At 45.1% G+C, this 23861-nt stretch carries 19 protein-coding genes; 7 read left to right on the forward strand and 12 right to left on the reverse strand.

Going from position 1 to position 23861, the window contains the following annotated elements; all coding sequences use genetic code 11:
• Positions 1–27: 27 nt before the first annotated feature.
• Together PATL_RS12990 and PATL_RS12995 are read right to left on the reverse strand one after the other, a co-directional pair.
• Entirely contained in the window at positions 28–825 is a 798-nt protein-coding gene (locus PATL_RS12990) for a substrate-binding periplasmic protein (RefSeq protein ID WP_011575322.1), read from the reverse strand.
• Between the two features lie 280 nt (positions 826–1105).
• Entirely contained in the window at positions 1106–2623 is a 1518-nt protein-coding gene (locus PATL_RS12995; RefSeq protein ID WP_011575323.1) for a DUF3360 family protein, read from the reverse strand.
• Positions 2624–2787: 164 nt separating this feature from the next.
• Between PATL_RS12995 and PATL_RS13000 the strand changes: the two genes are divergently transcribed.
• Positions 2788–3408, forward strand: coding sequence for a LysE family translocator (locus PATL_RS13000; protein ID WP_011575324.1), 621 nt, complete (start codon positions 2788–2790; stop codon positions 3406–3408).
• A gap of 87 nt (positions 3409–3495) precedes the next feature.
• On the opposite strand, the gene PATL_RS13005 is transcribed toward PATL_RS13000, so the two are convergent.
• Positions 3496–3906 (reverse strand): hypothetical protein, encoded by a 411-nt coding sequence (locus PATL_RS13005; protein ID WP_041713828.1) that lies wholly within the window; start codon positions 3904–3906, stop codon positions 3496–3498.
• Between the two features lie 169 nt (positions 3907–4075).
• Here PATL_RS13005 and PATL_RS13010 point away from each other — a divergent pair, with 169 nt between their 5' ends.
• A complete protein-coding gene (locus PATL_RS13010; RefSeq protein WP_011575326.1) occupies positions 4076–5794 on the forward strand; it encodes an ATP-binding protein in 1719 nt (572 codons plus the stop codon).
• A 109-nt stretch (positions 5795–5903) separates the two neighbouring features.
• Here PATL_RS13010 and PATL_RS13015 read toward each other — a convergent pair whose 3' ends face one another.
• From PATL_RS13015 to PATL_RS13030, 4 genes are all read right to left on the reverse strand, one after another.
• Positions 5904–6620: a SapC family protein gene (locus PATL_RS13015; RefSeq protein ID WP_011575327.1), complete on the reverse strand. Its 717-nt coding sequence runs from the start codon at positions 6618–6620 to the stop codon at positions 5904–5906.
• Between the two features lie 61 nt (positions 6621–6681).
• Complete coding sequence (locus PATL_RS13020) at positions 6682–8235, reverse strand: tryptophan halogenase family protein (protein ID WP_011575328.1); 1554 nt, start codon at positions 8233–8235, stop codon at positions 6682–6684.
• A 183-nt stretch (positions 8236–8418) separates the two neighbouring features.
• Positions 8419–11193 carry a TonB-dependent receptor gene (locus tag PATL_RS13025; RefSeq protein ID WP_011575329.1) on the reverse strand — a complete coding sequence of 925 codons (2775 nt, stop codon included), beginning with the start codon at positions 11191–11193 and terminating at the stop codon, positions 8419–8421.
• Positions 11194–11769: 576 nt separating this feature from the next.
• The gene (locus PATL_RS13030; RefSeq protein WP_011575331.1) at positions 11770–12381 is read right to left on the reverse strand and encodes a GntR family transcriptional regulator; all 612 of its coding nucleotides are present in this window, start codon (positions 12379–12381) and stop codon (positions 11770–11772) included.
• Between the two features lie 164 nt (positions 12382–12545).
• On the opposite strand from PATL_RS13030, the gene PATL_RS13035 reads away from it, so the two are divergent.
• From PATL_RS13035 to aldA, 4 genes are read left to right on the forward strand one after another with little or no spacing between them, the layout of a single operon-like run.
• Positions 12546–13682, forward strand: a complete 1137-nt coding sequence (locus PATL_RS13035; RefSeq protein ID WP_011575332.1) for a mandelate racemase/muconate lactonizing enzyme family protein — start codon at positions 12546–12548, stop codon at positions 13680–13682.
• A gap of 9 nt (positions 13683–13691) precedes the next feature.
• Positions 13692–14717 carry a zinc-dependent alcohol dehydrogenase gene (locus PATL_RS13040; protein ID WP_011575333.1) on the forward strand — a complete coding sequence of 342 codons (1026 nt, stop codon included), beginning with the start codon at positions 13692–13694 and terminating at the stop codon, positions 14715–14717.
• Positions 14718–14743: 26 nt separating this feature from the next.
• Positions 14744–15508 (forward strand): 2,5-didehydro-3-deoxy-L-galactonate 5-reductase, encoded by a 765-nt coding sequence (locus tag PATL_RS13045; RefSeq protein ID WP_011575334.1) that lies wholly within the window; start codon positions 14744–14746, stop codon positions 15506–15508.
• 5 nt (positions 15509–15513) lie between these two features.
• Positions 15514–16977 carry an aldehyde dehydrogenase gene (gene aldA / locus PATL_RS13050; RefSeq protein WP_011575335.1) on the forward strand — a complete coding sequence of 488 codons (1464 nt, stop codon included), beginning with the start codon at positions 15514–15516 and terminating at the stop codon, positions 16975–16977.
• 229 nt (positions 16978–17206) lie between these two features.
• Here the strand turns inward: aldA and bioD are convergent, their stop codons facing one another.
• The 4 genes from bioD to bioB all read right to left on the reverse strand — a co-directional run bounded on the left by bioD (position 17207) and on the right by bioB (position 21440).
• Positions 17207–18070 (reverse strand): dethiobiotin synthase, encoded by an 864-nt coding sequence (bioD, locus tag PATL_RS13055; protein ID WP_011575336.1) that lies wholly within the window; start codon positions 18068–18070, stop codon positions 17207–17209.
• A 67-nt stretch (positions 18071–18137) separates the two neighbouring features.
• Positions 18138–19109: a methyltransferase domain-containing protein gene (locus PATL_RS13060; protein ID WP_081429940.1), complete on the reverse strand. Its 972-nt coding sequence runs from the start codon at positions 19107–19109 to the stop codon at positions 18138–18140.
• Positions 19099–20331: an aminotransferase class I/II-fold pyridoxal phosphate-dependent enzyme gene (locus PATL_RS13065; protein ID WP_011575338.1), complete on the reverse strand. Its 1233-nt coding sequence runs from the start codon at positions 20329–20331 to the stop codon at positions 19099–19101. Before PATL_RS13065 ends, PATL_RS13060 begins: the two co-directional genes overlap by 11 nt.
• Complete coding sequence (bioB, locus tag PATL_RS13070) at positions 20331–21440, reverse strand: biotin synthase BioB (protein ID WP_011575339.1); 1110 nt, start codon at positions 21438–21440, stop codon at positions 20331–20333. The genes PATL_RS13065 and bioB overlap by 1 nt, the downstream gene beginning before the upstream one ends.
• A 98-nt stretch (positions 21441–21538) precedes the next feature.
• On the opposite strand from bioB, the gene bioA reads away from it, so the two are divergent.
• Positions 21539–22819: an adenosylmethionine--8-amino-7-oxononanoate transaminase gene (gene bioA, locus PATL_RS13075; protein WP_011575340.1), complete on the forward strand. Its 1281-nt coding sequence runs from the start codon at positions 21539–21541 to the stop codon at positions 22817–22819.
• 47 nt (positions 22820–22866) lie between these two features.
• Here bioA and PATL_RS13080 read toward each other — a convergent pair whose 3' ends face one another.
• On the reverse strand, positions 22867–23781 hold the full coding sequence (locus PATL_RS13080; RefSeq protein WP_011575341.1) for a SirB1 family protein: 915 nt from the start codon (positions 23779–23781) through the stop codon (positions 22867–22869).
• Positions 23782–23861: the final 80 nt, after the last annotated feature.

Genomic DNA, 23861 nt, shown 5'->3' on the forward strand with positions numbered 1-23861 from the left:
AAACTCAGGGAAGAGCAGTACTAATCATTAATTTTGGCGAGCTTGAGATAAGTAATGTTCTCGGCGAATGGTAGCAAATTCATCATCCTTAATCGCTTTTCGCACGGCGGCTTCAACCAAGTGTTTATGCTTAAATAACGGCGAATTTTGGCTGATGGTTACATAATAATTATTCACTTCAATGGGTTGATACTGGGCTAAAACAATATCATTTTGTAGGCCCATATCATTGATCCGTGGTAACGCACTTTCTTGAAAGTGGATAAAGGTATCAATTCTGCCTTTCTTTAACAGTTCTATCTTTTGCAAAAGCGTCGATACGGGAACCATTACCAAGTCTGTTTCTTGGTTAAATCTCTCAAAATATTTTGCATTTCGAGTCACGCCAATATTCAGCTTTCTCAAATCGGTAAAACTCAGTAGCTGGTTTTCATCACTTTTGCGAACAAAAAAAGTGTGTCTCAGGGTTTCATAACTTGGTTTGATATAAACGACTTCGTCTTGCTCACCATCCACACGCCGTAACCCAACTAACAGATCTAAATTTCCTTCCCGTAATTCTCTTATTCTTCTGGCAAAAGGCATGGGAATGATTTCAATTTCCATGTTCATATGTTTAGCAATATTTTTAAGATATTTGACTTGTAACCCGTTGATGAACTCCTTAGACACCGAGCTTTGAATGACATATTGCCCATAGGAAATCGCGGGAAATAATCCAAAGATTAAAAGGAAAACTAAGATAAAAAAACGCATGTCTAAACCAGATAAAACAGATAATGAATCGTCATTATCACCCAGCATGGGGTTTAAGCCAATAGCCACATACTACCTTTACGCACTCTGGCATCGGATTTCAATTAGCCGCAGAGGCAATAATCCTGTACGGAGGTATCAAGCACGCTGAATGAGTAAAGGCGTGGCCATCCATCTTTGAATTTGTAGACAGCGAAACGTTGCACTGTCTACAAACTGCTCGTTCAAAACGGTTTATAGACTTTAAAAAACCTAAAACGAGCAAAGCATATTCTAACTCGAGCTTATTTAGATACAGCTCAATGAGATAATCTTATCCCATTGAGCTGTCACATTCTGAGCACTTTTGTTAATGCCTAAAACTGCTAAGCAGTGCCGGAATACCCGGTAACATTCCCACCATCGCCATGACGCTGGTCAATATAATGAACATTACCAATGGGATGATCCAACGACTCATGTGTGTTAGTTCTGCGCTTCGCTCTTTGCAGCCGATTAGGCCTAAGTTATCCAGCAGCATGGTTAATGACCAGCCAAATGCGGGGTTCACCAGTGATGACGCAAACACCACTATCGCAGCAGATTGTGTGGTTTTGCCTTCTCTGGTCATTTCCATACCTGCTTCAAGCAACGGAATAAACACCCCTACAATCAACGCCACACACAATACGGGTTGCCAAATAGCGAGATCCATTGGATACCCCCACACACCAGCAATGACACAAAACAGCGCGGTTAAAATAGCACCGGCAGGTATCGGGCGCTTGGCAATGGCCGCCGGCACAATGTAGGTGCCCCAAGACGAGGTGAAATTGGCACCGCCAAAAATAGAGCCAAAGGTTTGCCTTACCGATGCGCTAAGCATGGTGTCATCAATATTCATTTGTACTTTTTCGGTTCGCTGCGGGTAACTAATTTTTTGAAATACTTGATGACCTAAAAAGTCTGGTGACCACATAGCGACCGCCAGAATAGCAAACGGCAATACCACCATAAAACTCTCAACGGTTGGCATGCCAAGCATCCAGCCGGTATTTTCGCCCCACCAGTACATGGGGTTCATATTGGGTAAACCGGGTGCGGTGTGGAATTCAAAAGGTGCGCCTAGCAAAAAAGCAACAACACCGCCCATAAGGCAGCTTAGTGGCACCGCCAGCCAGCGCTTTTTAAAGTGCTCTAATAAGGCATACAACAAAATGGTCGCAAGAATAACGATAAAGGCAATGTGCGTCATTTGGATGCTTTCTGCCCAAGCAAACAGTTTCTTCACTTGGGAAATAGTGCCTATAAAGCCTAAATACAGTAATAGCCCGCCGCACACACCTTTGCTGGTAAGCCTTGCGAGTAAACTACCGCCCTTGCTAAATGCCAATATCAAACCAAAGGCCCCGATTAACAAGCCAAACGCCATAGGATGACCACCTGCAGCTACTACAATGGGGATCAAAGGAATAAGTGGCCCGTGGGTGCCTGCGAGATTGGCGGTGGGTAGAATAAACCCAGAGAACAACACAATAAAAACCGAGACGATGAGTAGCTCGTAACGAACATTCTCAAGCACAAAAGCATCACTTAACCCTAGGGTACCTGCAAAGGTAGCGGCAATAGCACTGACCATAACCACCTTGCCAATTGTTCCGGCCAGTGCCGGTATCGTATCTTCTATCTCGAAACGATAATCCCTAAAAGGTAAGTTTGCTCGCCAGCGTTTAGGCTGCATAATTTGCAGTTCGTGTTCGAGGTATTCATCTCTAGTGTTGAACTCTGAGCTGGGTCTGTGCAGATCTTCGTAACTGCCTGAGGGGGAAATCTGCTCTGTTGTCTCAGATGGTGCAGAGCCCGCATCGTCGTGTGTTCTGGTATTCATGTATCTCCTAAAAGCGAGTGAATTGCTGAAAATAAAAATCGCTTTCGTTTAAAGCAAAATTGAACAGAAGCGAAGAATAAATCAAATACCGACGGCTAGCGCATAAGCAAAAGGTCTTATAGAGTAAGTACAATTTTGCTAGGGAGATAACGTGGAGAGGATTTATGGGTGAATACAGCTTTTTGATCAGCATAGGAATAGTATTTATGCTCGGTACCATGAGTCCTGGCCCTAGTTTTATATTGGTCGCAACAACCGCAGTCAGCAAATCAAAAATGCAAGGATTTGGTGTCACGCTAGGCCTCGCCATAGGTGCCGCTATTTTCGCGCTTTTAGCGATATTTGGCTTGTACGCTATTTTACAGGCAGTGCCATCTATGTATGTTGCTTTAAAAGCGCTTGGGGGAGCGTATTTACTATACCTTGCTTATAAGATGTGGAAGCACGCTAGTGAACCAATGAAGGTGGTAGCGCCTGAGGAAACAAACACAAAAAATTTTTTAAAAGCGGTGCTATTGGGGTTAACAACCCAGTTGAGTAACCCGAAAACAGCCATCATCATTGGTAGCATTTTTGCCGCTCTCTTGCCAAATGAAATCCCAGTATACGGTGAGGCACTACTGTGCTTACTCGCGTTCACTGGGGATATTGCTTGGTACTCCTTGGTCGTACTCTTGCTGTCGACGAAGAGAGCCCAACATACTTACTTACGATTCAAGCAACACATAGACAGATTAGCAGGCGGATTATTGGGGCTATTAGGCATCAAACTCGTCATTGATTAACGTTTCCAGAAAATCATAAAAGTCCATAAAACGAAGAGCAGCATGCAAGCTGAGTAACCGAATAAACACATCCCCCTAAAGCAAGGCTTATTTGCTATCGTTCTGCGCTTTTTTTGCTTTTATCGATTCTGCTATCGCCTTGAATTCATAGGTTGGGTAGATATCCGTGTCAAAAATGCCCCATGCTGATTTTTCAATGGCAAGGTTAAGGGTACGTAAATCTTTTGGGTGAATGTTAACCGTAATCACCTGCCCTAATCCCATCATCACATACCAAGATTCAACCTCTATGCCTTTAGGTGGAAACGACTGCCAGAAACGATTTTCATCCATTTTCTGTTGTAATTCAGTCAAGCTCTTGTCTTGCTGATGTTTCAGTACCACAGTCACAAGGATTTTATCGCTGTTGATGGTATAGTCTTCATTCGCAGATGCCGTTGAAAACACGCCGTAAAAACAAAAAACGGCCATGAGTACAGACCTCAGATATTTTTTCATAGAGCAACCTTGTGAGTAACGTGAGATGGCATCTTGTTATGTTGCCAGTGATATGAGGAATTCGGATTTGCTTAGCCAAATGCCTTTATTCTACTTAAGTATATGACAACATTAGGTAAAGATTCCTCTAATATTAAGCTTTTATATCAGTATGAAGTGATCAACCAACTTGAACCAAGAAAGGCTAGAAGCCAAACAAATTGACTCCAACACTAGCCTACTAAGGCCCGTGGCCTATTTTTTTGGTTTTCTTTATGCTGTTCTAACTGTGGCGCATTTCTTCTTATTAGAAGAGCCTTTTAAGTGGATTTTGTTCTTAGCTGCGCTAGCCACTGCCGTAATTAATACCGCCGTTGGTTTTCGAGCGAATGATATCGATCCCCCGCGTAAAGAAGTTGTCCTTTTACTGCTTATATTTTTAGCCAGTGCAAATAGCTTTTTGCATCTTTGGTTGTCTCAAGCGCCCGAACAAACCACCAATATATTCGTTACCGTCATTGCCTCTGGTATCGTTTTGTCGCATCGAGCTTTGTGGTGCAGCGCAGTGCTGTTTAATTGGATTGGGTGGATAGTCATCAGTAACGTTTTACAAATGGCTCTCATTCAACATTTTTTCTTTGCGATGGCCATGAGTACCTTACTCAGTTGGTTTGCCCATTTGGCTCGGAAAAACTTGGTAGAAAAACAACAAGAGCTTGAACGGGAACGCGATATCGCCCTTAAGCACGAAAAAGAGGCTAAAGCTGCCACAGAAGCCAAAAGTGCTTTTTTGGCAAATATGAGTCATGAAATTCGCACGCCCATGAACGGTGTTATCGGCATGATCGAATTGGTGTCGCAAACCAAGCTCGAAAAAGTGCAGCAAGATTACATAGCAACAGCAAAGCGCAGCGCTGACTCACTTATGGTGATCATTAACGATATTCTCGATTTTTCTAAAATAGAGGTGGGTGAGCTTACCATTGAGTTAGTGGAATTTGATGTTGAGCAATTTTTTGCAGAATTGCTTCACGACCAACAATTTCAAGCGAGTGAAAAAGGACTAAAACTGTCGCTTATAAAAGAAGAATTGCAACACACCAAAGTGGTTGGTGATCCCTATCGAATTAGGCAAATTGTCAATAACCTATTGTCTAATGCGATCAAGTTTACCCAGTCAGGCCATATACAAGTGCGTTATAGCTTGACGAGTTCAAGTGACAACTTGGAGTTGCACTGCGCTGTGACAGACACAGGCATAGGCGTGAGTAATGAGGCTTTGCCTTATCTCTTTGATTCATTCTCTCAAGCTGATACATCAACAACGAGAAAGTTTGGTGGTACCGGGCTTGGTTTATCAATTACAAAACAGCTTTGCAATTTGATGGGCGGAGACATAAAAGTGCAGAGTCAATTAGGTAAAGGCTCAACCTTCGAATTCTCTGTCAAACTTGCTTTTTCACAATGTTCAAACACCGAGCTAGACAAGCCTAGCGCAGCCGTAACATTTCCAAACGTACAAGTTTTGTTGGTTGAAGACAATTTTATTAATCAAGAGGTTATGTTGGCAATTCTGCAAGGGTTAGCAGTAAGAGTGTACATCGCCAATGATGGGCTTGAGGCAATCTCCACCTTGAGTCGTTGCCAAAAAACACGGTTCGATCTCATTCTTATGGATTGCCAAATGCCAAACCTTGATGGTTACGAAACCACTAAACGCATTCGCGCGGGTGAAGCGGGCGACATCTTTAAAGACGTTCCCATCGCTGCGCTAACGGCGAACGTGCTAGATAGCGAACGGTTAAAATGCTTCGAATCAGGAATGAACGAGTATTTGACTAAGCCTGTCGATTTTGACGCACTAAAATCGATTTTGTACAAATATCAACACGCTAATCTCGAACAGTAATACAAACTACCTTTCGAGGTTAGCGCCGCAAGATTGCTAAAAACACACTCGATTACCAATGGCTGAAAGCGCGAAGCCTGCTAATCGGCCCATCTTATTGTAATGGTTACTAGGCTTGTTTTTTCCAGTCCAGCAAGGTCTGAATATGCCCAGTAGATGCAGCAATTAAATAACACGCTTGTAAATAGCCCTTCATTTTGAAGTCTTCTAGAGTTTGCCCCTTTAATTCAGCGAGTTTCGCTTCATTAATATTATACAGGCCGTCAAAGCGCTTTTGCTGGCCATCTTTTAGGGTAATATTCAGTTGCAACTCTTCGATTAAGTCCAGCTCGAGCAACGCATTGATAAAGACCTCAGTACGGTTGTTTCCTGACATCAGTTGACCCAACAAATCAACCATTTGGGTCAGATAAGCACTGGCATTACCTTGCTCATCAAATAAACGCTCACCTTGCTCAGTGTTTACCCTAGGGCTATCCATATCCACTGTGAGTACGGTATTCTCGCTAGTTGGCTTGGCGCCGTTTTCTGTCACCCCCACCAAAAATGGCTGGCGTCTCAAATGAATAGGTACATAATGCGTGCGCCATTCATTATTTTGCAAAAATAAGTTTTCACCCGCTTCGAATCCCGTCAACACATTTAGACCAAACTGCCCCGTGTTATTGTCTTTCAAAAAACAAATAGGATACGCAAGGGCAAGTGCCCTCACCTCATCGGCTATCACTGGAATAAAGTGTACATTCTCGCCGAACTCGGCGCCCCTCTGCGTTTTTATTAGGGTTTTACTATGCTGTTTAAAATCGATTAGTACTGGCTGGGCCACTGCCGCCTCCTTGTTATGCTTGTTTGCTGACTATCCGGGAGTCATGTCGAGTTGAAAAAGTTTACACTTTTTGTAACCCATACTGATAAATTTTATTTATTAACGCGCGGTTACTCGGTAACGTTTTAAGCATTTGCTGAATTTGTTGCGTGTTTTTTTGGCGAAAATTAGTGGCTCTTTGTTTGTATGAGTCTGACATACCCAACGGGTTCGGCTGCGTATTAAACCCCATGCCGTAAAGCACGTACTGATAGCTGGCCGCGGGGAACACCTCTACCGCGTGTTCAAAATCATTATGCCAAGGCGGTTGATATTGCCACAGAGTTAATTGGTCTTGCAGGCTTTGAGGAATGCTTGCTGGGTCGCGATTGTCTATCCAAAAAGAAGAGTCATCGCGTTTACTCAGCATATAATGCAGTTTCAAAAAATCGATGATCCGTTCCCATCGGTACAAGAACGTGCTGTTGAAGCGCTTGGCAACGATTTCCATCGCATCCCGTGTCGCAGGGAATTGGTCAGCAATCATTGACGCTGATATCTCAACGAGTAACAAAGATGATGCTTCTAAGGGCTCAAGAAACCCTGCGGATAACCCAATGGCAACGCAGTTCTGGTGCCAGAATTTTTCTCTGTGCCCGGGATTTAGCGGGATTTTACGAATATCAGCTTCGTTTACATGGCCACCCGTTTGGGCGATATAATTGAGCAGCTCTTCACTCGCTTGCGCCTCATTGGTATGAGCGCTGGAATAAACATGCCCTACCCCGCGCCTGTTTTGCAAACCAATATCCCACACCCAACCGGCTCGTTGCCCGGTTGATATCGTATGCGAGGCAATAGGTGCATCTTCACTCTCATAAGGCACGTGTACCGCCAAAGCTTGATCCACAAACAATACATCCTTGCAGGACTTAAAACCAACCTTAAAATGCTCTTTAAGCAGCAGTGATTTAAAGCCAGTGCAATCGATAAACAAATCCCCCTCGATATCGCCATTAGCGGTTGTAGACACACTGGCTATATCATTATTTTCAGCGGCGTTAATCCTTGTTACGTTATCCAGAACATGGCGCACGTTTAGTTTTTCAGTGCAATGTTGTTGCAAGAAGGCTGAAAAACGCCCCGCATCTAAATGATAAGCATAATTAATAATGGACGTGTATTCAGCGGTCGCAATTGATTTTGGGGCGAGCCCTAATTCACATACCGCCTCTTGCGGGCTGACCGCTTGCGAAAAAGATTGTTCGAACGGGCGCTCCATCCAATGACGAGCAAGGTTAGTGCTGTCAAAGTCTTGGGGTAGTACAAGTGGATGATAATAAAAATCATCTTCGGCACCTGTGACCCACTTGGCAAATTTAGCCCCTTGCTTAAACGATACATTGCACTGGCGAATAAAGTCGGTCTCTCTAACACCCATCGCCTTTAGTGTGCGACGCATAGTCGGCCAAGTTCCCTCGCCCACACCTATGGGTTTCACATCCGGTGATTCTACTAAGGTAATGCTAAAACCATCAGCATATTCGCTTTGAAGTTTGGCGGCTATTGTGCCAGCGGTTATCCATCCTGCGGTGCCACCGCCTACAATCACGACCGATTTTATTGCCTGTGCCATATGACTCTCCAGAGGGCTTATTCTCTTACTAAGCTAAAAGGTAGTAAAACACTTTGCAGGTGATAAAAGCCATGCTTTTCACCGATAATAAAAAGCCGCCCATAAAGGCGGCTCGATTTAATGCTTATAGCGTCGGCTCAGCATTCACGTGCATGTTTACCTGAATGCTCTGTAGTGGCGCCCCTACCATTTACCACTAATACCAAAGCTGAAACGTGGACCATATTGTTCAGCAGAAATCAGTTGCTCTTGGAAGCGGCCGTGACGACGAACCGTTTCATCCGTCAGGTTTAAACCATCAACATAAACAGTAAAGGTTTCGTTTATCTCGTAGTTTATACTTAAATCCCACTGACCATACGCTTCAGTGAACGTTGGCTCAGTACCAAGAGACAATAAGAAATCATCGCGCCAGTTATAGGCGATCCGCACTTGAAGCTTCTCATTTTCATAGAAGCCGACCAAGTTACCTGAATCACTTAAGCCAGTTAATGCAATCGTTTGGTCAAAGTCATATGGGTCAAATGACTCATCGCTGTCCACCAAGGTGTAGTTGGCCACGGCACCAAATCCGGTATCAGAGAACATATACTGGGCGTTCAACTCCCATCCATCAACCTCACGATTTTGCAGATTGTCTGGTGTAGCCACATCAAATATCACAATAGGATCAGATGCTTGGCTTAAACACGCTGGGTTTGGCGTATCAGATGAATCTGGGCAGCCAGGGCGTGGATTAATACTTGGGTCTCGCAATGGATTGCCATTCACATCGTTAATTGCGCGCTGCTCAACACCTGCGCCGATGAAGTTTTCTACGAATTTTTTGAAGTAACCCACAGAGGCATAACTGCCGTCATCGTCATACCATTCAACAGAAAAATCGAAGTTATCTGAGGTGATTGGCAGCAGATTAGGGTTACCTTGTGATGCGTTAAAGGGGCCTTCTGGTCTAGCATCAATGTTGGTTGACGGGAACATCGCACTTATTCCAGCGCGGGCCAGCGTGCGACTGTATGAGAAGCGGGTTTTCACTTCTCCCGTTAGCTCCATACTAAAATCAAGATTAGGTAGTATACGCGTGTAGTTACCATCCAGCTCTTGGGCAGTTGCTGTAGTATCAAATACAGGGCGCAACTCTTCTGCGTGGCGATAATTCAAGGCAACAATACCTGGCTGCACTGAATAAGCACTTACGTCAGTGTCTTCATAACGTACCCCTACATTTAAATCGATAGGGAAATCGTTAAACTCCGTTCTGAAATCAAATGACACATACAAGGCGGTGGTTTTTTCATTCACCCCGTTCGTCGTCACGTCAGGCGCACGAAATAAACCTTGGTCTCTAACAATATCGACAAAGGTATTTGCGCTGAATTGCGGAATGTATGGAAACAACGCATTTGCACCAGAGAATTGGTCGGCAAAACCACCTAAAGGTTCAAACGTAAGTCCAAGATCATCAAGAGGAATATCAACAAATGAGAAACGCTCAGAAAGATAAGTATCGACTTGATAATCAGTGTGCATAACGCCGAAATTAATCGCTGCTAGTGCGCCATCTTCGATGTTTTCCCAATTACCGTTTATCTGATATTGCTTTATATTATTTTCCATCTCGTAACCACGCAGTTGGTACAAGTCAGACACTATGTTGTCAGGGTTATACGCGCCACCAGCTAGGCCGGAATCATCAACAACTATAGAGGGGATTTCTCCGCTAAAGTTTGCCCCAATCAAAGCAACCGAGCCCGATGGGTTTTTCAAGTTAGCCAATGTTTCCGCTGTTTGTCCATCAGGGTTCGAATGAGATGTTGAATCGTGGGCATCAAACGTGAGGTTTAGCGATTCCGTTGCTTGCCACTTTAGATTAAAACCAACCGAGTCATTTTCTTTTTTCTCATAACGTTCCCACGCCCAAAAATTGAGTTCGTCATTGACATTGGTAATATCAACTAAGGTTCCATTCTCATCAGTAGTTCCTGCTGGATTATCGAACCAGAACGCTTGTTTGTTTGTGGAGCTGGTTTCTTCGAAGCGTGACATGGTGTAATCCAAGGTTGCTTCAATGTCTTCGTTTGGAGCGAACTGCAACACCAACTGTGCGTTTTGGCGCTCACGCTCGGTGTCAAAGCGCTCTATTTCAGGTGTCCAGGGTACCCAATAGGCTCCCGTCGGATTATTACTTGTGTTAATGGCACTGGCGTCAACGCCGTTTGGATTTGCACGATTACGTACCCAGCCTGATGATGTACCAACACGGTCACGACCGCTGTCACGCTCTGAATGAGATGCCGACAATAAAACGCCAAACTTACCATCAGCAAATGTTTGACTGATCATGCCAGAGATTTCTGGGGTAATGCTACTACCTGTGTCTACACTGGAGTCATGGACTCCTTTGACACTTGCAAAGGCTTTGAAACCGTCGTAATCAAAGGGTTTTGCAGTACTGATATCGATGGTTGCACCAATGCCACCCGAGGCCACATTAGCTTTACCCGTTTTAAACACAGAGACACCTGAAACACTCTCTGAGGCAATTTCTCGAAAGTTAAAGCTTCTTGAAACACCGTCCGATTGTAATGCAGAAGAATTTGGCATTTGACGACCATTCAAAGTCACTAGGTTAAAGTTAGGCCCAAAACCACGCACAGTCACCTTGTTACCTTCGTTGTTGGCGCGATCAATCGACACACCACTGATACGCTGTAATGACTCGGCCAAATTGGTGTCTGGTAACTTACCAATGTCTTCTGCTGAAATAGCGTCTACAACACCTGATGATTCTTGCTTGATCGATGCAGATTTACTTAGCGCACTTCTAATACCAGTCACATTAATGACTTCAAGGTCGGCGTCTTCGGCTGCTGTGGACTCCTGCTGTGCATAAACGTTAGTGGATGACACTAACATCGCCATGCATATGGCATTCAGTTTAAATTTTGCGTTACTCATTTCGTGCACCTCAAAAAACATTGGAAATTCAGAATGAATCAGTTCTGGTCATGTTTACATCATAACCAAACCAATATTGTCAGCAACAATATTGTTAACAATTCACAAACAATAATAAAAATTGTAGTAACAAGTCAATCTAAATCAACATTATTTTTACAAATTAACAGGAGAGCGATTACGCGTTAAGTAAAAGAGTACATGCCAAGCGGAGTCATTTATTACACGCTTTAAAAGTACATTTAGATTGGCTTGTTAACACTAACCCGCTGAAATTATTCGTTATAAAATCTCGATAACCGAATCAGCGGTTACAACAACCTAGTAACTTTGAATTTCAAGCGAGGGGTTAACAGCACGATTGTTAATACGAGAAAGTGAATATTAAGTCGTTGTTCTATGATCAATTGACACGTGTTAACGCTGAAGAGAAAGAGAAAGAGCAAGAGCAAGAGCAAGAGCAAGAGCAAGAGAAATTAAAAGACTGGGATTAAAAAGGAAGAAATTAAAAAAGCCGCTTCAAAGAGCGGCTTGGAATTTAGCACCCATCTCACTTACGTGAGACGGCCAATCTCACTATTTTATATTCTTGCGAATACTGGAAATAGCAAGTTTCAAATCATTTTTACGCAGCGCGTCAACAATATGGCGATGCTCGTCCACCAATGTTTGCGAGTTACGAATACGTTGATAGTTCATGCGCATTCGTAACACAACTGGGTACCATAGATTGGTTAAGTCTTCACCACCGGCCAATCCAACAAAATACTTGTGAAACTCGATATCGGTTTTGGTTAGCTCAGTAAATTCTTCTTTGTCAAAGTGTTCTTGCATCTTATCGATGATGGCATCCATACGCGCCAAATCCGCTTCAGATATATTGTTTTCCAATTGCTTTACTGCATGCTCTTCAATCTTACGACGAATTTCAATACTCAGTTTTTGTAACTCAGGCGTCAGCGGGCTGCTAACCGACGACCCTACATTGTCCTTGCTGACTAACAAGCCTTCTTTAGTCAATTTAATTAATACGTCTCTGATCGGGCCGCGAGACGTACCAAAACGTTCAGCCAATTGTTGTTCATTCAACTTTGTGTTCGGCTCTAATTCGCCAGAGATAATATCTGAGCGCAATACATCAGCGATTTGCTCTCTGACGGAAAGAATTTTATTAGGTAAGCTTCCCAAAAAGCGGCATTATATTATGTACTATATACTAAACGAAAAAGTCTTCGTGTGATAAATATTTTTAGTTAACAATGCTCATATGTATAGCATGATCATTTAGGTTTGCAATTAATTGTTAACAATGTACAATTAATTCACGGTCAATTTACATAGTCAGGATTTCCATGAGTGTCATTACCAAACTAGACACACCTGCCATGAACAGTTCACAAATTCAGTCAGTCAATGTTGAGTTATTCAACGTGCCCCTTGACGAAGTGTTGAACGATGCTAAGCACGGCGATCATACCCACTTTGAGCTGATCCTATGCACCATTACTTGTACCGATGGTACTCAAGGCGTGGGTTATACCTACACAGGTGGTAAAGGTGGACGCGCTATATACTCACTGCTTAATGACGAACTAAAGCCTTTCTTGATGGGTAAAGATGCTAGCTGCATCAATCATTTATGGGAAGAAATGCAATATCACTTGCACTATGTTGGTCGTGGCGGTTTAGTCAGTTTCGCCATATCCGCAGTCGATATCGCCCTGTGGGACATTCATTGCAAGGTTCTTAATCAACCCTTGTGGAAAGTAGCTGGGGGCTGCAGTGACCGCGTAAACTGTTATGCAGGAGGCATTGACCTTAATTTTTCCACTGAAAAATTGCTCGGCAATATCCAAGGCTACTTAGACTGCGGCTTTGAAGCGGTCAAAATAAAAGTGGGCAAAGAAGATTATCGTGAAGACGTGGCCCGCGTGGCGGCTGTGCGCAACCTGATTGGTCCTGATGCGATATTTATGGTGGATGCAAATTATTCACTTACAGTCAATAAAGCCATTAAGTTTGCTCAGGCGATAGAGCAGTATGATATCACCTGGTTTGAAGAACCGACCATTCCTGATGATTTTGCCGGTTTTGCTCACATTGCCAGCAAAATCAATATTCCGTTGGCCATGGGCGAAAACCTGCACACTATTTACGAATTCAACCAAGCGATAAGCCAAGCCAAACTTGGGTTCTTACAACCTGATGCATCGAATATTGGCGGTATCACTGGTTGGCTAACGGTTGCCCAGATGGGCTACGCGAACAACTTACCTATTTGCAGTCATGGCATGCACGAATTACATGTATCTCTTATGGCATCTCAGCCAAATGCGGGTTACTTGGAAGTACACTCGTTTCCCATTGACCGATATACCACTCACCCTCTGAAACTTGAAAATGGCAAAGCCGTTGCGCCCAGTACACCCGGTGTAGGCGTCGAGTTCAAGACAGAGTTACTTCTTCCCTATTTAGTTAAACATTCTTAGGAGGCGCGTATGTTCGCTGCTCAATATATTGGTAATAAATCATTCAACGTAGTTGAAGGTCACGCTATTGCACCACAAGCCGGTGAAGTTCGCCTTGATGTTGGCTATGTAGGCATCTGTGGCACCGACATGCATATTTACCATGGCGTGATGGACCAGCGTGTGTCTATTCCACAAACCATAGGTCACGAAATTTCAGGGGTTGTGGCGCAAATCGGTGAAGGCGTAGAAGGCTTTACGGTTGGTGAAAAAGTCGTGGTTCGCCCACTGGACTGGTGCGGTGAATGCCCTACCTGCGAAGCAGGTTTAACGCACATTTGTCAAAATCTCAAATTCATGGGTATCGACACCCCTGGTGCTTTTCAATCAAGTTGGACGGTAAAAGCCCGTACTTTGCATAAATTGCCGGCAGGTGTGGATTTAAAACAAGGTGCATTGGTCGAGCCTCTTTCTGTGGCTTGCCATGACGTGCGCCGTTCTCGCTTAAAAGCCGGTGAAAAAGCGGTTATCCTCGGCGGTGGCCCTATCGGTCAATTGGTTGCAGCGGTCGCTAAAAGCGTTGGCGCTGAGGTATTGGTGTCTGAGCCGAACGACAGTCGCCGCGAATTTGCCGACGAGCTTGGGGTGAAGTCTGTTAATCCTATGGATACCGACTTAGCGGCCTACGTCGACCAATGGACAGGGACAAAAGGTGCTGACGTAGTATTTGAAGTATCCGGTGTGTTACCCGCCATTCAATCGATGACCCAAATTGCTGGACGTCGTGGCCGCATAGTGATGGTGGCGATTCACTCCACTGCACCACCAATTGATTTGTTCCAGTTCTTCTGGAAAGAGCTTGAACTATTGGGTGCCCGCGTTTATGAAGCCGCTGATTTTGATTGGGCAATTGAATTAATCGCCAGTGGTCAAATAGACTTAAAACCTTTCATCAGCTCTGTGAGTCCGCTGGCAGATATCGGCAGTGCATTTGCCAATATGGACGGCAATCCGCAGGGCATGAAAGCCCTGGTTGAATGTAACGCTGAGCAATAAAAAATAGGGCAGAAAGGAAAATTAATATGTTAGAAAAATTCAGTTTAGAAGGTAAAGTTGCTCTAGTAACGGGGTGTAAGCGCGGCATAGGTAAAGGGATCGCGCTAGGGCTGGCCGAAGCAGGCGCGGATATCATTGGCGTTTCAGCAAGCTTAGCGCTTGAAGGTTCAGACGTTGAAAACGAAGTGAAAGCACTGGGTCGTAATTTCAAAGGTTATCAATGTGACTTTTCAGACCGTGATGCGTTGTACGCTTTTATTAAAGAAGTTAAAGCTGATTTTCCTAAAATCGATATTTTGGTGAATAACGCAGGCACTATTTTGCGTGCTCCCGCAGCGGAACATGGCGATGATTTATGGGATAAAGTGATTGACGTAAACTTAAACTCTCAGTTCATTCTTAGCCGAGAAATTGGCAAAGAGATGGTGGCCCGCCAGTCTGGAAAAATCATTTTCACTGCATCATTACTCACCTTTCAAGGCGGCATTACGGTACCGGGCTACGCGGCAAGTAAAGGCGCTATTGGTCAATTGGTGATGGCACTGTCAAACGAATGGGCAGGCAAAGGCGTGAATGTTAACGCTATAGCCCCGGGTTATATTGATACTGACAATACACAAGCATTGCGCGAAGATAGCGAGCGCTCGGCGGCAATTTTAGGGCGAATTCCGCAAGGTCGCTGGGGCAACCCTGACGACTTCAAAGGGCCTGCGGTCTTTTTAGCTTCTGACGCTGCCAGTTACGTCAATGGCGCTATTTTATTGGTCGATGGCGGCTGGATGGGGAGATAATCTCAATGACTGTTCAAGATTTACACTTTAAAAACAAGGTTAATTTCATTGGAGGGCAATATGTGCCCTCTAACGAATCCGATACAATTGACATACTTAGCCCGTCAACTGGCAAAGTCATAGGCGAAATACCGGCAGGTTGTAAAGCGGATGCTGAAAATGCCCTAGAGGTGGCTCAGGCCGCGCAAAAAGCATGGGCTAAATTAACCGCTCGTACACGCCAGAATATGCTGCGTACCTTCGCTAACAAAATTCGTGAGAATAAACACATTCTTGCCCCTATGCTCGTCGCTGAGCAAGGCAAATTGTTATCAGTAGCCGAAATGGAAGTGGACGTAACCGCTACGTTTATCGACTACGGATGTGACAATGCCCTGACCATAGAAGGCGACATTTTGCCTTCAGATAATCAGGACGAAAAAATATACATTCATAAGGTACCAAGAGGCGTGGTTGTGGGCATTACCGCCTGGAATTTCCCTCTGGCATTAGCAGGTCGAAAAATTGGCCCTGCGCTTATTACCGGTAATACCATGGTGTTAAAGCCTACCCAAGAAACGCCGCTTGCAACGACTGAGCTTGGGCGTATTGCCAAAGAAGCAGGCCTTCCCGATGGCGTATTAAACGTCATAAATGGTACTGGCTCTGTGGTCGGGCAAACCTTATGTGAAAGCCCCATCACTAAAATGATCACCATGACAGGCTCCACTGTCGCGGGTAAACAAATTTATAAAACCAGCGCAGAGTATATGACCCCTGTCATGCTTGAGTTAGGTGGTAAAGCGCCGATGGTCGTCATGGATGATGCCGATCTTGATAAGGCGGCAGAAGATGCACTGTGGGGGCGTTTTGCCAACTGCGGACAGGTATGCACTTGTGTAGAACGCTTATATGTTCATGCAAGTGTTTACGATGAGTTTATGGCTAAATTCTTACCTTTAGTGAAAGGGTTGAAAGTCGGGGATCCCATGGATGCAGACTCACAAATGGGCCCTAAGTGTAACCAGCGTGAAATTGATAATATCGACCACATAGTGCATGAAGCCATCAAGCAAGGTGCAACGGTTGCCACTGGCGGTAAGACGGCAACAGTTGAAGGCTTCGAAGGCGGCTGTTGGTATGAGCCCACCGTTTTAGTGGATGTTAAACAAGACAATATAGTGGTGCACGAAGAAACCTTCGGCCCCATTCTACCTATCGTTAAAGTCAGTAGTATGGAACAAGCTATCGAGTTTTGTAACGACAGCATCTATGGTTTAAGCGCTTACGTACACACCCAAAGCTTTGCCAATATTAATCAAGCTATCAGTGATTTAGAAGTCGGTGAAGTGTATATCAACCGCGGAATGGGTGAGCAGCATCAGGGCTTCCACAACGGCTGGAAACAAAGCGGTTTTGGCGGTGAAGACGGTAAGTTTGGCCTTGAGCAATACTTGGAAAAGAAAACCGTTTATATCAATGAGGCTTAGTTTTTTATTGGAATTCATATCGCAACAACGCTCACTGATAGTCTAAATAAGCTCAGGCAAGTTTAGACGAAAATAATAATAATGTACCAACGCAGTGCAAGTCAGTAAGTGATGTGCCCTACAACCCAAAAGGGTAAACTTAGCAATAGGTTTACCCTTTTTTATGACCTTTCTACTGTGAAACACGTCCCTATAAAGTCGCTTCCTGGGTATCGCTCTTTAGCTATTGTCAGTCAGGCTTTTTTACCCCCAGCAATGATAAATTAATGCGTGCTTTCACGGCTATGGGGCTTTCTGCGCGTGGCACTCGCGCGATCAAGGGTGCATTAAGTAAACGCGCCAGACTGTGGATGTTCTCTTCCAAAAATGGCATTTCTGGCTCAAGCATATTAGCGACCCAACCAGCAACATTAAGACCGTCCTGCTCTATTGATTGTGCTGTTAACAACGCGTGATTAATACAGCCTAACCGCATACCAACAACTAAGATCACTGGCAGTTTTTGGCTAATGGCAAAGTCAGATAAAAACTGTTCTTGGCCCTGACTATTTTGACCAAGGGGTAAACGCCAACCGCCCGCGCCTTCTACCAAAAGCATATCGCTTTTTTTCTCTATTAAGGCTACGTAGCCTTCGTTTATGGTATCTAACTCAATGGGAGCCCCCTGGCCTTTAGTCATTAACTTTTCGCAGGCTAAATGCGGCGCGATAGGCTCTGCAAACGCAATTGGGTTTACTTCATCGTAGCTAAGTGGGGTATTACTGGCTTGTTGTAACGCCAGTGCATCTTCATTTCTAAGGCCCGCCTGGGTCACGTCGCAACCAGCGGATACGGGTTTATATGCCGCTGTTGATAAGCCAGCGTCATGACACGCTGCTAGTAACGCACAGCTAACAAAGGTTTTGCCCACTTCAGTGTCAGTGCCTGTCACGAAAAAAGCATGTTGCTTACTTTCTTTTAAGGGCCTTTGATCTGAGGGCGTTTGCTCCGCAGGCGTATACTCTGAAGAGCCTTGTTGTAAGGCATTTTTGCTGATGCTTTGCTGATGACTTTTAAGGTGGCGTTGATTAGTGCTGGGTGAGTCTAGCGACATGGCGCTTTCCTTAACAATTCGATGATAACGGTGATAATAACGATGACGATGCCAGCTTAAGATCAGCTCATTGCTTGCTAACTGGCTTTACCAGGCTTAAGAAGCACACATTATACGTCAAGGGTAACCCTTGATTACGGCCAAATGTGCTTTGATAGTAGAGCTCAAGTGCATGTAGCGTGTTACGGCTAATGGCTTTTTGTCGCGTGTTGCTGGTAACGACATTAGCGCCAATGTTTTTTATTGACCCAAGTAACTCGCGCACATCTTTATGCCATGTCACGTAACTTTTCTGCTGCGCCGTCACCTGTAATCCTGCCGCTTTTGCCGCACTTGACCATGTTTCGGCTGACGCAAATTGATTGATTTTGCGCTGACTATCAACGTGCTGCCAACATGTATCTAGCTCGTGCATGGAGCCTTGACACATGATGGCCAGCACGCCACTTGCCCCAGGGGCTAGTACTCGGTTAATTTCAGTACATACTTGGGTACTGTTTTTACACCACTGCAGCGCCATGGATGAGAACACACCACTTGCGGCACTATCCCCCAGGGGCAAATGTTCCGCGTCACCTTGAAGCCAACTAATGTTAGTGTTAGGAGCGTCCTCAACGGTTTGCTCTCTTGCGTGCTTTAGCATCCCTAGGGCAAGGTCCATGGCGAAAATATGTGATGTGTGCTGCGTATTAAGACGTGCTAATTCACGCGTTACCCGCCCGGTGCCGCAGCCAATATCAATAATGCGTTTAGGCAATATTTGACTGTGCTCGTCACACCTTTCAAAGAACAATTTCAAGGCATCATCGGCGATATCGATTTGTACTTGCGCTGCAGCATCGTAACGCGTTGCTGCACGGCTAAACTGTTTGGCAATACGAGACTTGAGTTGCTGTTCATGATTAATATTGGTGTTAACAATATTATTTTCAACGCTTTCTATTCGCGCAGAATTTGCCACAGGGCGAATCTTAGCGGCTGAATGCTTAGCAGAAACATTTACCTTATCAGCCACATATAAAGCGGCATTACTTGTCATCAGGTAATTCATCCATCACAAGCGCTAAGCCATCCACTAAGGCTTGAATGTCTCTTTTATGGTGAGAAGCACTCAAGGTAATGCGCAAGCGGTCCGTTCCTTTTGGAACAGTCGGCGTGCGAATAGCGCTGATCCACAATCCCATTTCCCGCAGCCGTTGACTGATAACTAACGTGCGTTTCGGGCAACCAATAATAATAGGCTGAATAGCGGTGATGGATGATGTCAATGGGATCCCAGCAGCAGTGGCAAGCTTGCGAAATTCGTCAATATTTTGTTGCAGCAAGCTTCGCTGATCACTTTGTTGAATCGCTTGCAAACTCGCCAAGGTGGCAACGGCTTGCGCTGGCGGCATAGCGGTACTGTAAATATAATGCTTAGCAAAATTACTTAAATAATCTATCAAATCTTGGCTACCGGCGATAAATGCCCCTGAGGTACCCACCGCTTTTCCAAATGTAGCCATCAACACCGGTACCTGATGTTGGCTCAAACCCGCTTGTTCAACACAGCCCATGCCGGTTTCACCTAACACGCCGAAACCGTGAGCATCATCAACCATAAGCCAGGCGTTATGCTGCTCACTGATACCCGCCAACGCTTGAAGCGGTGCTTGATCGCCATCCATGCTGAACACACCTTCGGTTACCAGCAATACATCTTGCTCTTTGCCTGACTTTTGCGCGTCGCTAGCGCGTATCTTACTCAGCTGAGCCTGTAGATGCGTGCAATCATTGTGCACAAATCGGCGCAAAGTAGCATTGCTGCCCATAGCTCCATCAAGCAAAGAGGCATGCATTAACTTATCTGCCAGTATGTAGCCCTCCCCGCTATCTTGAAGAACAGAAGAATGGGCTTTGACCTGAAACAGAGCCTGACATGCAGCCTGATTCGCTCCAAAGCCAGAATTGAATAACATGACTGCTTCACGATTTAGGCTATGGGCTAAGTTGTCTTGCAACGCTTGATGAGCTCGGGTGTGGCCAGTGACCAAAGGCGATGCACCACTGCCACCGCCAAATTGGCCAATACCATCTACCCAGCCCTGCATCACAGCAGTTGATTGGCGCATACCGAGGTAATCATTGCTGGAGAAGTTTAAATAGTGCTGACCGCCCACCTCGATTAGCGCACCAATAGAGGAATCTAACGTGGTGACTTGGCGAAATAAGTTGTCTTTGCGCCGCGCGGCGAGCGCGGCTTGAATAAAATCAAATGCCATTAAATGTTTACTGTTTCTGGTTTTTTCTGGGTAGCATCATAGAACATTTCAGGTGCTTGAGGTGCTTCATTGGTTTGAATTTCATCTAGCAAGGCCGCTTGATGAGCTTCATCAGAATACTCGCGGGTTTGCTTGGCATTGATGCCCAACTTTTTGAATAGCATCACGTCTTCGTGCGTCTCAGGGTTTGATGTAGTCAATAGCTTGCAACCATAGAAAATCGAATTAGCACCAGCCATAAAGCACATGGCCTGCATTTGCTCATTCATGGCTTCACGCCCAGCAGATAAGCGCACGAATGATTTAGGCATCATGATACGGGCAACGGCGATAGTACGAATAAACTCAAAATAATCTAAGTCTTCTACGTTTTCCATTGGGGTACCTTTGACCTTCACTAACATGTTAATAGGCACACTTTCAGGTTGATGTTCTAAATTAGCGAGCTGCATCAATAAACCCGATCGGTCTGAGCCTGTTTCACCCATACCAACGATACCGCCTGAACACACATTCATGCCTGCTTCACGCACCGCATCTAAAGTATTTAAACGGTCCTGATAAGTACGTGTGGTAATGATATCACCATAGAATTCTGGCGATGTGTCCAGATTATGGTTGTAATAATCAAGGCCAGCTTGTTGCAATGCAATGGCTTGCTCGCGCGTCAACATGCCAAGGGTCATGCAGGTTTCCAGGCCAAGCTTTTTGACTTCACGTACCATGTCGGTCACATAAGGCATATCGCGCTCTTTGGGGTTTCGCCAAGCGGCACCCATGCAAAAACGCGTTGAACCAGCCGCCTTTGCCTCGCGAGCCCGCTGAATGACTTTTTCAATTTCCATTAAACGCTCTTTTTCAAGACCGGTATCATAGCGGGCACTTTGCGGGCAGTATTTGCAATCTTCTGGGCAAGCGCCCGTTTTGATCGACAGTAAAGTACTGACCTGTACGTAGTTCGGGTCGAAATGCGCCCTATGTACGCACTGAGCTTTAAACAATAAATCGTTAAATGGCATGGCGAATAAGGCGTTCACTTCTGCTAACGTCCAATCGTGGCGTACTTCACTGGCGCCACTGCTGCTAGTTGCGTCGACATTGACTGACATACTTGGTCCTTTACTTCATAATAATTCGCGCTTAGTCTAAGTCCGCTCAGCACATTGTCAACTTAAATTCTTCCCCAAACTTTACAAGCGAGTGTTTTTTGAACAATTCAATACAGGCAAATCTTGCCTTTGACCAACAACATATTTGGCACCCGTATACGTCAGCTATCGATCCATTACCTTGCTATCAAGTGTCCGGTGCACAAGGCGTATATATTCATTTGGCCACTGGCGAAACGCTCGTTGATGGTTGTTCATCCTGGTGGACGGCCATTCATGGCTACAATCGCCCAGAATTAAACGCTGCGGCTAAAACGCAAATTGATAACTTCTCTCATGTCATGTTTGGCGGCTTAACGCATCAACCTGCAATTGATGTGTGCAGAAAATTAATCGATATGACTCCCACCGGCTTGGAGCGCGTTTTCCTGGCGGACTCTGGTTCGGTATCCGTCGAAGTTGCCATGAAAATGGCATTGCAATACTGGGCGTGTCAAGGCAGTCCAAATAAGCACAAATTTATTACCCCGCGCAATGGGTATCATGGCGACACGTTCGCAGCTATGTCGGTTTGCGATCCCGTAAACGGCATGCACTCTTTGTTCACCGATGCTCTGGCCCAACAGATTTTTGCCCCCGCGCCACAAACGCGTTTTGCCCAAACCTGGAACGAAGATGACATCGCGCCACTGGAAGAGCTGATCCAGCAACACCACAATGAGCTTGCTGCGCTGGTCATTGAGCCTGTGGTGCAAAATGCGGGCGGTATGCGTATTTATCACCCTGAATATCTAAAACGTGCTCGTCAATTATGTGATGACTATGGTCTGTTACTTATTTGCGATGAAATTGCCACTGGCTTTGGCCGCACGGGCAAACTATTTGCCTGTGAACATGCTGATATTAGCCCAGATATTATGTGTGTCGGTAAAGCGCTGACCGGTGGCTATGTGACGCTTGCCGCCACAATATGCACAGAAGATGTGGCACAAGGCATTTGCCAAGGCAGCCCTGGGGTATTCATGCATGGACCCACCTACATGGGTAACCCTTTAGCATGCGCTATCGCAAATGCCAGTTTAGATATTATTGCCACTGGTGCTTGGCAGCAGCAGGTACAAAACATTGAGCAACAATTAAAACAAGAGTTAACAAAATGTGCTGAGCTTGAAGGCGTGGCTGATGTGAGGGTACTAGGCGCAATTGGTGTCGTTCAGTGCAAATCTGCTGTTGATGTGGCCTCGTTACAGCGAAAATTCGTTAAAGCGGGTGTGTGGATCCGTCCTTTCGGTAAGCTAGTTTACATCATGCCGCCTTATGTTATTCAACCAAAAGAGTTGCGCCAGTTAACACAGGCAATTTATGACGTGCTGAGCTAAGTGGAATTGGCTTAATAGACGTTGACCCAATAAGACCGCAGCACGTGTCAGTGCATCACAGGTGGCGTCGTGTTCATGTGTTTAACTTGCTGAGCCAATAACGTCGCAGCTGGGTCCTTGGGACATTGGCGAATGAAATATTGATAATCAATGATAGCCAGTTGCGGACAGGCCAATTCGTGCAACAATACGCCCCTATCTCTGCGCTCATAAGGGTTATTGGGGCACAAGGCAATCAACAGCTCAATACTTCGTAATGCTTCTTCGTAGCGTTTTGCGTTGATTAAAGACGCTTTAAGTTGATTTAACATGTGAACGACCACTTCATCACAACTTGCTGTTTCAAGCGCCTCTTTGGGCATGGTTTCGTCGTCAATTTCCTCAATGACCTCAAAATACATTTGCTCTAGTATTTCTTGGCTGAGAACACGCCCATCGTTCGGGTCAATGAATAAGCTGGTGCAGGCCACAGGGGAGTCAGAATATGCCTCTCTATTGCTCTGCTGGGATGACATTAGGCCGTTTTGCAGAGTTGCTTCTACCTCTGGTGGAGAAATATCACAGCGCAGTAAAAAATGCCCAGGGAAATTAACACATGCCACCTTAAAACCCAGATGTTGTGCCACGCTACTAAAGACGATCCCTAATGTAACAGGTGTACCACTGCGATAATCGAGAACCTGGTGCAGCACACTTTGGCGCTCTACTTCACCTGGGCTTATTTCACCCCTTAAATGTGAGCCGCTAAAGGCTAAATCTCGATAGAAGAACTGAATTAAACGCTCAAATGCGGCCTGATCTGGCTGTGATATATGTGCCATAACCTTGGCTTGTTTGGCCCATCGTTCCACTTTTCGCAAGCATGTGCAGATGTCTTTTTTAGCACCCACAATATGCTGGCTTGCAATAAGTCCTGCGCGCGCCAGCTGGTTGTTTTGAATGGCTTGCTTTATCAACTGCACTGAAAAATATACCTCATCCGTAATCTATATATTTTATCGGAAGATGAAGCGTATTCTTGATAAGAAATTTAGTGGAATGT

The sequence above is a fragment of the Paraglaciecola sp. T6c genome (assembly GCF_000014225.1).
Classification (GTDB): Bacteria; Pseudomonadota; Gammaproteobacteria; order Enterobacterales; family Alteromonadaceae; genus Paraglaciecola; species Paraglaciecola atlantica_A.